The sequence below is a fragment of the Shewanella sp. CG12_big_fil_rev_8_21_14_0_65_47_15 genome (genome assembly GCF_002783505.1).
Taxonomy (GTDB): Bacteria; Pseudomonadota; Gammaproteobacteria; order Enterobacterales; family Shewanellaceae; genus Shewanella.
Genome location: NZ_PFGL01000053.1, coordinates 102,093 through 112,351 on the forward strand (window position 1 = coordinate 102,093; position 10,259 = coordinate 112,351).

The window sequence follows — 10,259 nt, forward strand, 5'->3', positions numbered from 1 at the left end:
AGGAGTACAAAATGAAAAAACTCATTGTTATTGCCTTAGCGGGTATAGCACTGCAAGTGCAAGCCGCTAATCCCCATAAAGACGTTCTCAAAGGCCCCTTCGCCACAGGTACTGAGGTGACGACTCAGTGCTTAACCTGCCACGAAGAACAAGCCACAGACATGATGAAAACCTCCCACTGGACATGGGAGTTAGAGCAAAAGCTACCCGATAGAAGCGTGCTTCGGGGTAAGAAAAACAGTATCAATAACTTCTGTGTGTCGATTTCAAGCAACGAGCCTCGCTGCACTAGCTGTCATGCTGGCTATGGCTGGAAGGACAACACTTTTGACTTTAAAGACAAAACTAAAGTGGACTGTCTGATCTGCCACGATACCACAGGCACCTATGTGAAAGACCCCGCTGGCGCAGGCGAGCCTATGGCTAAACTCGATCTGGCGAAGATCGCGCAAAACGTGGGTGAGCCGGTGCGGGATAACTGTGGTAGCTGCCACTTCTACGGCGGTGGCGGGGATGCGGTCAAACACGGCGATCTCGACTCCTCCATGGCCTATCCCGACAAAGCCACCGACGTGCATATGGATAGCGACGGCAATAACTTCCAATGTCAAAACTGTCATACCACTGAAAAACATCAAATTTCGGGTAATGCTATGGGCGTATCACCAGGCGGCATCGACCACATTGGTTGTGAGAACTGCCACGAGAGCGCGCCCCACAGCAACAAAAAGCTCAATACCCATACGACGACCGTGGCCTGCCAAACCTGCCATATTCCCTTCTTTGCCAAGAACGAACCCACCAAAATGCACTGGGATTGGTCCACTGCGGGGGATGATAAACCTGAAACTCTTGATCAATATGGTAAACACACCTACCAGAAGAAAAAGGGTGACTTTGTGTGGGAGAAAATGGTCAGGCCCCAATACGCTTGGTACAACGGCACCGCCAACGCGTATATGGCGGGGGACAAGATGGATCCGAATGTGGTCACTAAATTGACCTACCCAATGGGCGATATTAACGATACCAAAGCCAAAATTTATCCCTTTAAGGTCCACACAGGTAAGCAAATTTACGATAAAAAGCTCAACATTTTTATCACCCCAAAAACCTATGGCAAAGGGGGTTACTGGAGCGAGTTCGATTGGAACTTAGCCGCCAAGCTCGGCATGGAGGTTAACACCACTATGATTGCAAAAGGCATCAAGTACAGTGGTGAATATAGCTTTGCTGCGACAGAAATGTGGTGGCGGATCAACCATATGGTGTCACCGAAGGAGCAAGCACTCAACTGTAATGACTGCCACAACAAAGGTACTCGCCTCGACTGGCAAGCCTTGGGCTATCAAGGAGACCCGATGAAAAACAAGCAAGGCCCTAAGCATAAACAACAATAACCATGTTGACTCGCCTAAGGCCTAATCGAGTGTCATGGCATGGCGAGTATCGCTCCCCTGCATATTTTTAAGAGCCCTACCCATTTTAAGAGCTTAGTATGCTGATGGCTAAGCTCTCTTTCTTATCTCACTATTTACGCCGGTAAAGACAAATCGCTACATCCATAAAATCACACTGTCCCAGTTTGTCTCAGTTGATAGGCAATAAAGGGAGTTTGGCTCTGTTTATAAGTCAAATTAACTGATTTTTATGGCATTTATTTTGCCTAGTCAGGCTATGTTCAATTATGGCAACCTCTATGACCGCGGGCAAAACCCCAACCCATTTTACGACTCAACCGTTAAACCGTTTACTCGGTGAAACCAGTGGCGCCTTTGCCGACCTAGGCACCTTTTTACCTTTAGTATTAGGGCTTATCGCCCTTAACCAGTTTTCACCCCAAGGGATATTTTTAGGCTTTGGCGTATTCGCGATAATGAGTGCGTTGTTTTACCGCCGCCCCATGCCAGTTCAACCCATGAAGGTCATCGCCGCCCTCGTCATCGCCCAAGGCTTAACCCCGGGCATGTTACAGGCAAGCGCCATGTTGATGGGTATAATTCTGTTAGTTTTGGCCTTTAGCGGCGCCATCACTTGGCTTGCCAAACAATTATCCCAAGCAGTGAGTGTCGGTATTCAATTGGCGATTGGTCTGCAACTAATGTGGATGGGCGCTAAGATGATGAGCGACTTTTGGCTGCTCGGACTCGGCGCATTCGCCTTGCTATTTGTGAGTAAATTCCTGCCGTTACGCTACCTTGCAATGCCACTCGTTATCGCGGCGGGCATGTTATGGCAAGCCAATAGCCAAACCGAAATCGCTACCAGCCTAAGTATTCCCGCCTTGAGCGCCTCACTGCATTTGGCTTGGCCTACGCTTAACGAGTGGAGTTCGGCGGCGATTTTACTGGTATTGCCACAGCTCGCCCTTACCTTAACCAATGCGGTGATAGCAACTTCAGCCATGGCGCAGGAAAAATTCCCCGAAGATGCCGCCAAACTCACGCCTAAAAACCTAGCCATTAGCTCAGGGCTTGCCAATTTGTTTCTCGCGCTTTTTGGTGCGGCGGCCATGTGCCATGGTGCAGGAGGACTTGCGGTGCAATACCACTTTGGCGCACGCACTCACCTCGCGCCATTAATCTTCGGTGGTACTTGTGTTGTTATTGCCCTATTTGGGGATAGCCAAATGGCTTGGCTACTCGGGCTGATCCCAGTAGCGATTCTCGGCAGCTTACTTTCGATGGGCGGATTGCAATTAGCCTGGTCAAAACGCCTTATCGATGGTAAACCCTTCTGTATCTTTGTGATCCTCGCGACCGCAGTGACTTGCTTGGCTGTCAACGCCGCTGCGGGGCTTGCCGTCGGGATTATTCTCGAGCAGGGTCGCCGTACTTGGTCCATGCTTGCCATGCGCTAACATGGCATGTTCATCCTAGTATTTTGGTGTTATTCCCGAGGTAATATGACCGTCACCACACAGCCCTGTTGCCACGGCAGTAAGACTTGTGCCGATTGTTTACAGTTTTCAATCTCAATACTGCCATGGTGACGGCTGACGACATCCTTACAAATCGCTAAGCCTAATCCGAGCCCTGTATCTTTGGTGGAGGCAAACGAGGCCATTAGCTCACTTGCCTGCCCCTGTAGTCCTTCGCCGTTATCAATGACCAATACTTTGATTTCATTGAGCTGATAATGGATCTCAATCCTTAACTGACGCGCACGGTTATCCTCACAGGCATCCAGCGCATCTAGGCTATTTTTCACCAAATTGACCCACATTTGACTTAGGCCAACACTGTCGCCCATTAATTCAAAGGAGTTACCTTGCACTTGTACGTCAACTTGTACCCCAGCTCGGTCTAATTCGCGGCGTAATAAGGCTAAGGCATCTTTAACCACTAAGGTGATATTGAGCGGCTCAGCCTTAGCCTGACGGCGCTTAAGTAAACCGCGAATTCGATGCACAACGGCGCCTGCCCGTATCGATTGCGCGTTGATTTTACCCAAAATATCATAGAGTTCAGGATTATCTTGCCCCAGTCTTTCTAGCTGTAACATGGCGCCTTCACTGTATTGGGTAATGGCCGCAATCGGTTGATTCAGCTCATGGGCAAGGCCTGCACCAATCTCCCCTAGAATCGCCGCACTCTGTAGCCGCTCTAGCTGCAAGGCTTTATCTTTTAATTGCCGCTCGGTGCTGACTAAGAACTCGCTCTTTTGGCGAAATTTATATTCGAGCCACAGGTGATAAATGGTCGATACGATAAAGATCAGCAGTAATGCCCCGCCCCACTCTTTGTTTTTCTCCATCCATTTATAAACAGTTTGATACAGGGGCGGTGCCGCGCCTTGCAGCTGCAATTCTTTAAATAATTCAATCACCTTTAGCTGACTCACCGGCGCCGTCCAGCCTAAGGTATCGGCGGTAATAGCGGCAACATGGTCGGCGGGCAAGTCAAATAGGGCGCGGGTGATTTGCATGGTAATGCGCGGCGAAACCGTATCTGCCGCCGCAAATGACCAACTGGGGTAGAGTTGAGTGCTGACCTCGCAATCATATCCGGGTGGATTGGTTGGATGGATCACCCGATAATCGGCCTGATTGATAAGCCCGGTTTCGATCATTTCCTCTAGGGTGCAAAAAGGCGCAATGGCGGCATCGGCATTGCTATCGCGCACTTGATAGATCAGTGGCTCTAAAGGAAACCCTAAAAATCGCACTCGACCGAAGAATTGCTCCGGCAGATAACCCATTTTATGCAGCAATCCCATCGCCGCCTGATAGCCACCCAGCGCCTGAGGATCGCTGGCCACCACACTCTTGCCACGCAAATCCTGCAAGCTGCGGATCGGGCTATCGGCATGCACAATAATAGTAGCGCCTATGGTAAAAGTGCTGCCCTGATGCTTACGGCTCTTCATGGTCGCGAGCCAAGAGAGTGGGAAGTTATTACTCAAATGCAGATACTGGCCGGGGTTAGTGACGATAAACTGCAAGTCGTGGCTGAGTAACTGACTGCGCATACCATTAAAATCGACGGGCACCACTTCAAAACGGCTATTGGGAACATTTTCGCTCAAGTAATCCATCATAGGTTGCCAGCGTTGTTTCGCCTGCAACACCCCATGATTAGCCAGCACCCCGACTCTAAAATGGTTCACCTGTGGCTGTTCATCGGCATAGGTTAGATTGAGTCCTATCAGGCTCAAGATACAACTCACCACCAGCGTCCTATACCAAGCACCCATGCTATCGCCTTGTCTTATATGCCTTTGTATTCGAAATACTCTATGCGTTTGGCCCTAGTTAAGCTGTGAATGGCACCAAACTCTGGGATTCACCCCATGGGATTTGGCTAATTTAGTGATACACCTCCCAAGACCTAGGCTTTAAATTGAGCCAGCTACAGGGCAGGCTTAAGCTGATGGAGTTGCAAACCACCGCAGGGGAAACCATGTCCACCAAACTGCCACTGTATTTAGTCGATGATGATGAGGCGATACTCGATTCCTTAGGCTTTATGCTCGGGCAATTTGGCTATCAAGTACAAACCTTTAACAGTGGACTGGATTTTTTAGCGCTATGCCCGTTAACGCAAGCGGGCTGCGTGATCTTAGATAGCCGAATGCCGGAGATCACCGGCCAAGAAGTACAGCAAAAGCTACTCGAAACCCAAAGCCCACTAGGGGTGATATTTTTAACTGGCCACGGTGATTTACCCATGGCGCTGAGCGCCTTCCGTAAAGGAGCCTGTGACTTTTTCCAAAAGCCTGTGTCCGGCAAGGCATTAGTGCAAGCGATAGAAAAGGCACAGCGTGAAAGCCAAACCAGTTTTGAACAACAAAGCCTGCAACACAAATTTGCCCAACTGACCGAACGCGAGCAGCAAGTGTTGGCCCATGTTATCCAAGGCATGACCAATAAGCAGATCTCCGAGGCCATGTATTTATCCTTAAGAACCATCGAAGTGCATCGCGCTAAGATTATGAAAAAGCTCGAAGTCAGCAATATGGCGGAGTTAGTACAACACTTAGGTAATCTGAGTTCTGTCTTATAAAACTATGTCAGCTAAATATGGGCGACGCCTTTTGCCACTCATAATGATTTAACCATTAAACCCATTTGTCCTAGACCATTAAAGATGTCGTAGCTGCGTAACTTTCATCCTACCTGCGACAAGCTGTCGCAGTTTGGGTATTTAGCTTTGTGCACCTAGGCATAAACTGCCACACTCGCCCTAGGTTCTCTCCTTTATGCCCCGCAGGCATTAAAGATCCACTGCTTTTGAACCTTCCCCCAAGGGCGCCAGTTCCCTTGGGGATTTTTTATGAGTCTCACTAACGAATTTCCTCACCCCAAATAACACCTAAAGTAAAAATGGTCCGTTCCAGCTCTAGGCACTCTCTGTAAACCCATTATATAATTTCTAACCATTTCAAATAACGACAATCATGGAAGATAACATGTTTAAATCATTAATATCCCTAAGCTTTAGCTTCTTCACTTTGACCTGTATTAGCGCCTGCGTTGGGCCATTTAACTCAAAATGTGATACAAACTCTCCCTACAGCCAGCAAGAATGCAGTGCGGCCGATGCTGCTGTCTATGTTGCGGCGGCCATGTTGGAAGGCCCAGATAAAGGGCAGAGTTGTGCAGATATGTCGGGCAAAGCGAAACAGGATTGCCTTGCGCAGCAACAGGCACTGAAAGCATCATTAGACAAGCACTCGCGTAAATAACATCAAGGAAGATAAATACAAACCTCTGTATTTATTGCCATCTCACTCGATGGTTATATTGCAACGCCGGATGGAGGTATCGATTTTTTAAATCAACATCCCAGTGGCAATCCCGATAAGGACCTTGGTTATCATGCCTCTATCGACACTATCGATACCACTGCGATAGAACGTAACCGCTTTGAAAAAAACCAATCCTTCGAGGATGACTAGCCCTTTCCCAATAAGCGCTTATTTTTGCTGTCAAAGGGGGGCGGAAGATCGCAAACTCCTTTGGCTTTTCTCGCGATAACTTGAATTTTTGTCATCGATCCCCATATCTATCCCATCATTCACCGCAACTTTGCTGCGGGCCAGAAGAGGATTCATTGTGACCACTATCGTATCAGTACGCCGTAATAATCAAGTTGTCATCGCCGGCGATGGCCAAGTCTCCTTAGGCAATACCGTGATGAAAGGTAACGCCAAGAAAGTGCGTCGCTTATATCACAATAAGGTACTAGCCGGCTTTGCAGGCGGCACCGCCGATGCCTTTACCCTATTCGAGCGTTTTGAGGGCAAACTCGAAATGCACCAAGGTCATTTACTGCGCTCGGCCGTCGAACTTGCCAAAGATTGGCGTACCGACCGAATACTGCGCAAACTGGAGGCTATGTTGGTCGTGGCTGATGCCGAGGCTTCACTTATCATCACGGGTAACGGTGATGTAGTGCAGCCAGAATATGACTTAGTCGCTATCGGCTCGGGTGGTAATTATGCCCAAGCCGCAGCGCTCGCCCTATTGCAAAATACCGAGTTGTCGGCGCTGGAAATCGCCGAAAAATCCTTAACGATTGCGGGCGATATCTGCGTATTTACCAATCAATTCAAAACGATTGAAGAACTCAATTACTAAACAGCCCGTGAGGAATATTATGTCTGAAATGACCCCCCGTGAGATTGTCCACGAGCTGGATGCACATATCATAGGTCAGAAAAAGGCCAAACGCTCCGTCGCCGTCGCCCTACGTAATCGCTGGCGCCGCATGCAGCTGGACGCCGATTTCCGCCAAGAAGTCACCCCAAAAAACATCCTAATGATTGGCCCAACCGGTGTTGGTAAAACTGAAATTGCCCGCCGTTTAGCCAAGCTGGCAAACGCGCCTTTCATCAAGGTTGAAGCGACTAAGTTCACCGAAGTGGGTTATGTCGGTAAAGAAGTCGAACAAATCATCCGCGATTTGACCGATATCGCCATCAAACTGACCCGTGAACAGCAAATGGGCAAGTGTCGCCAACGCGCCGAAGAACATGCCGAAGAACGCATTCTCGATGCCCTGTTACCTAAACCAAAAAACGACTGGGAAAGCACTGAAACCGACTCAAGTTCAAACACCCGTCAAATCTTCCGCAAAAAACTGCGTGAAGGTCAATTGGACGACAAAGAAATCGATATCGATGTGGCGCAACCACAAATCGGCGTCGAAATCATGTCGCCACCTGGCATGGAAGAAATGACCAACCAACTGCAAAGCCTGTTTAAAAATATGGGTCAAGCACCGGCCAAACGCCGCAAGATGAAGATCAAAGAAGCCTTTAAGCTGTTGATCGAAGAAGAAGCGGCTAAACTGGTGAATCAGGAAGATTTAAAAGAGCAAGCCATTGAATTGGTTGAGCAACACGGCATAGTGTTCCTCGATGAAATCGACAAAATCTGTAAGCGAGGCGAAACCTCAGGCCCAGATGTGTCCCGCGAAGGGGTACAGCGCGATTTACTGCCTTTAGTCGAGGGCTGCACTGTGACCACCAAACACGGCATGGTCAAAACCGACCATATCCTGTTTATCGCCTCGGGTGCATTCCAGATGTCTAAGCCATCGGATTTAATCCCTGAGCTACAAGGTCGTCTGCCCATTCGTGTTGAACTAGATCCGCTGTCGGCCGATGATTTTAAACGTATTCTGACCGAGCCACACGCCTCGCTCACCGAGCAATATGTGGCGCTAATGGGCACCGAAGGCGTTAAAGTCGAGTTTACCGAGTCGGGTATCGAGAGCATCGCCAAGGCCGCATGGCAAGTGAACGAACGCACCGAAAATATCGGCGCCCGTCGTCTGCACACTGTGATGGAAAGGCTGATGGAAGATATCTCCTATGATGCTTCCGACAAGTCTGGCAGTTCGTTTGTGATTGATGCCGACTATGTGAGTGCACATTTAGATAATCTGGTGCAGGACGAAGACTTAAGCCGCTTTATCCTTTAACGGATAGCTCTAACGAATTGCTCTAACCGATTAGCGCACAATATCCGCCATGTATGGTAGTAAAAGACAGCCCACATGGCGGACATAAATGCAAAATTGTGACCGTGGCTAAGGCCAATACTTTGTAACCTTAGCCACAAATTGTTATGTTACAGCTTGCCCATTCCTCGCAGTTTCTTGGCAACCGACTATGACGACTACCACACCCAATGTCACCGATCTTAAGCTAAAGCGTAAATCGCGCATTCTAGAAATCAGCTTCGATAATGGCGAGCAATATCAACTCAGCTGCGAAATGCTCAGAGTCTACTCGCCCTCGGCGGAAGTACATGGTCACGGCAATCCCAAACTGGTCACCCACAAGAAAAACGTCAATATCACCAGCATCGAACCTGTGGGCAATTACGCGGTAAAAATCGTCTTCGATGATGGCCACGACACAGGCCTATTCTCGTGGAAAGTGCTCTACGATCTCGCCACCCACCAAGTGGATCTATGGGAGAAATACCTCGCCCGCCTGCGAGCTGAAAAGGCTTCACGCGAACCCCTAATCGCGATGAATATTAAGTACAACTAGTAGGTTAGCTAAGTGGACGCTTAATTGTGAGATTTAGACAATTGGTGGCGAGTTAAATTAAGTGGCATTACAGCAATTCTTAATTTATTAATCTAACCATTAAGCTCTGCGTTAACTAAGATATCATTTCGAGTTAAAGTCGTGGGGCTTCACCCCACACCCGACCAAGGAGGACTACTCGTCTTATCCTCCTTGGATGCTCCAAGACGCCCCTAACGGAGTTGAAGGCCCCTTGGGCATTAAACGTTCTAATGCTATCGCGTCAGACGCTCGTCCCTGATTCGACTGACGCTATCTCGGCATCCATGCCTCGCTCACGCAACGAACGCTAATGCCCTGCGGCAACTCCGAGGGGATGTGTATTCTGTAACTTCGGCGTAAGCTGTTAATACCAAGGAGCCATCTGCATTGTAAAATTTAACAATGGGTGTCTTGATTAATTCCATGGGTAGTTTGTGAATCTGTTACTTCTCTTGCTGACTCGAGTATCTAAGGAAAGATAATGTCGGAAAAAGTCCCCTGCACAACCTGCCAAACCTTAATCATGCCAAGCACCGCCGAGCGAAACGCAGGCTTATGTATGCCCTGCAAAAATGGCAATCGTGAAAATATCGAACAGGCAAAAGTCTATTACCAAAAGGAGCGGGAATTAGATAAAACCTGCCCTTTTAGAGCGCTGTGGCGAGATATTGTGGTGCAGGTGCACGACGATAAACAGGGCTTTCACACGTTAAGCGAAGCGGCGCAGCACTATTACGCAGTCAATTGTCTCTCTGGCGAAGTCTACAACGGTGGCTTTATCCAGTATTTCGATAACTCATCGGGCGAGCATTATGCTGTTGCCGAGCGCGGCCTTCGGCAAATTGGCGCTTTGCACTCGTTGGCCCTATTACAACAGGCTAAACAGGCGGTATTTGGCGACCATCCCGTCCCTACCGACAGAGGCCAACGCCTCGCCGCAACCGATAATCCAGTAGCCGAAACCCGACTCAATCAACTCGATGATGAGTTTTATAAAGACTTGGATAATCTTGATATCAAGCTAGAGAGCTATGCAATACAAACGGGATTGGTTAACGCAATCGAATGATTGCGGGTTTACTTTGAGTACTTTACGCAAGTAATTTAGCGATACTTTTCAGTAGTCTTTTTAAGTTTAAAGTCGTGGGGCTTCACCCCACACCCGACCAAGGAGGACTGCTCGTCCTATCCTCCTTGGATGCTCCAAGACGCCCCTAACGGAGTTGAAAGCC

Annotated in this window: 9 protein-coding genes and 1 pseudogene; 9 read left to right on the forward strand and 1 reads right to left on the reverse strand. The window is 48.7% G+C overall.

Annotated elements, in window-relative coordinates:
• Positions 1-11: 11 nt before the first annotated feature.
• Entirely contained in the window at positions 12-1,400 is a 1,389-nt protein-coding gene (locus COW15_RS15100) for a tetrathionate reductase family octaheme c-type cytochrome (protein WP_293633328.1), read from the forward strand.
• 299 nt (positions 1,401-1,699) lie between these two features.
• Positions 1,700-2,860: a putative sulfate/molybdate transporter gene (locus COW15_RS15105; RefSeq protein WP_293633339.1), complete on the forward strand. Its 1,161-nt coding sequence runs from the start codon at positions 1,700-1,702 to the stop codon at positions 2,858-2,860.
• A gap of 29 nt (positions 2,861-2,889) precedes the next feature.
• Here COW15_RS15105 and COW15_RS15110 read toward each other — a convergent pair whose 3' ends face one another.
• Entirely contained in the window at positions 2,890-4,695 is a 1,806-nt protein-coding gene (locus tag COW15_RS15110) for a PhnD/SsuA/transferrin family substrate-binding protein (RefSeq protein WP_293633329.1), read from the reverse strand.
• A 206-nt stretch (positions 4,696-4,901) separates the two neighbouring features.
• Here COW15_RS15110 and COW15_RS15115 point away from each other — a divergent pair, with 206 nt between their 5' ends.
• The 7 genes and pseudogenes from COW15_RS15115 to COW15_RS15140 all read left to right on the forward strand — a co-directional run bounded on the left by COW15_RS15115 (position 4,902) and on the right by COW15_RS15140 (position 10,096).
• Positions 4,902-5,504 (forward strand): response regulator, encoded by a 603-nt coding sequence (locus COW15_RS15115; RefSeq protein WP_293633340.1) that lies wholly within the window; start codon positions 4,902-4,904, stop codon positions 5,502-5,504.
• 406 nt (positions 5,505-5,910) lie between these two features.
• A complete protein-coding gene (locus COW15_RS15120; protein WP_293633330.1) occupies positions 5,911-6,186 on the forward strand; it encodes a hypothetical protein in 276 nt (91 codons plus the stop codon).
• 15 nt (positions 6,187-6,201) lie between these two features.
• Positions 6,202-6,396: pseudogene (locus COW15_RS20770) on the forward strand (dihydrofolate reductase); the annotation flags it as partial.
• 160 nt (positions 6,397-6,556) lie between these two features.
• Entirely contained in the window at positions 6,557-7,081 is a 525-nt protein-coding gene (hslV, locus tag COW15_RS15125) for an ATP-dependent protease subunit HslV (protein WP_007651135.1), read from the forward strand.
• A 19-nt stretch (positions 7,082-7,100) separates the two neighbouring features.
• On the forward strand, positions 7,101-8,429 hold the full coding sequence (gene hslU, locus COW15_RS15130; protein ID WP_293633331.1) for an ATP-dependent protease ATPase subunit HslU: 1,329 nt from the start codon (positions 7,101-7,103) through the stop codon (positions 8,427-8,429).
• A gap of 190 nt (positions 8,430-8,619) precedes the next feature.
• Positions 8,620-9,006 (forward strand): DUF971 domain-containing protein, encoded by a 387-nt coding sequence (locus COW15_RS15135; protein ID WP_293633332.1) that lies wholly within the window; start codon positions 8,620-8,622, stop codon positions 9,004-9,006.
• Positions 9,007-9,508: 502 nt separating this feature from the next.
• A complete protein-coding gene (locus COW15_RS15140; protein ID WP_293633333.1) occupies positions 9,509-10,096 on the forward strand; it encodes a DMP19 family protein in 588 nt (195 codons plus the stop codon).
• Positions 10,097-10,259: the final 163 nt, after the last annotated feature.

Excerpts from the sequence above, each read along its gene's own strand:
- COW15_RS15100 (WP_293633328.1), top strand. The coding sequence starts at position 12 with ATGAAAAAACTCATTGTTATTGCCTTAGCGGGTATAGCACTGCAAGTG.
- COW15_RS15105 (WP_293633339.1), top strand. The coding sequence starts at position 1,700 with ATGACCGCGGGCAAAACCCCAACCCATTTTACGACTCAACCGTTAAAC.
- COW15_RS15110 (WP_293633329.1), bottom strand. The coding sequence starts at position 4,695 with ATGGGTGCTTGGTATAGGACGCTGGTGGTGAGTTGTATCTTGAGCCTG.
- COW15_RS15115 (WP_293633340.1), top strand. The coding sequence starts at position 4,902 with ATGTCCACCAAACTGCCACTGTATTTAGTCGATGATGATGAGGCGATA.
- COW15_RS15120 (WP_293633330.1), top strand. The coding sequence starts at position 5,911 with ATGTTTAAATCATTAATATCCCTAAGCTTTAGCTTCTTCACTTTGACC.
- hslU (WP_293633331.1), top strand. The coding sequence starts at position 7,101 with ATGTCTGAAATGACCCCCCGTGAGATTGTCCACGAGCTGGATGCACAT.
- COW15_RS15135 (WP_293633332.1), top strand. The coding sequence starts at position 8,620 with ATGACGACTACCACACCCAATGTCACCGATCTTAAGCTAAAGCGTAAA.
- COW15_RS15140 (WP_293633333.1), top strand. The coding sequence starts at position 9,509 with ATGTCGGAAAAAGTCCCCTGCACAACCTGCCAAACCTTAATCATGCCA.